General features: G+C 59.0%; 1 protein-coding gene. It reads left to right on the top strand.

What is annotated here, in order from left to right:
• Positions 1–300: immunoglobulin-like domain-containing protein (locus ORL50_RS28850; RefSeq protein ID WP_266020115.1), on the top strand; the 300-nt coding region annotated here is incomplete at both ends.

Genomic DNA, 300 nt, shown 5'->3' with positions numbered 1-300 from the left:
TTGACCACCAGCACTGGTCTGCCACTGACTAACCATCCGGAGCTGACCTTTAAGCTCACCGATGGCACCACCATTACTGTTCCTGCCAACAGCGTTACCGGCCAGGCGACCATCACGGCTGCTGACGACATCGCAGTGGGCGGCCAACCGACCATCGTGAACAAGCTGGAAACGGTCGAAGGCGCTGGCACCTACGAGAAACTGACCCTGGGTCAGAACGCGCTGGAAACTACCGTTACTGACGAACCTACCGGTCAAGGCGATGCCGTCGGCATCACCATCACTGGCAACGGTCCCGTT

Source organism: Pseudomonas sp. RIT-562 (genome assembly GCF_026241895.1).
Taxonomy (GTDB): Bacteria; Pseudomonadota; Gammaproteobacteria; order Pseudomonadales; family Pseudomonadaceae; genus Aquipseudomonas; species Aquipseudomonas mandelii_F.
This window is presented reverse-complemented; position numbering and strand designations above follow the sequence as displayed.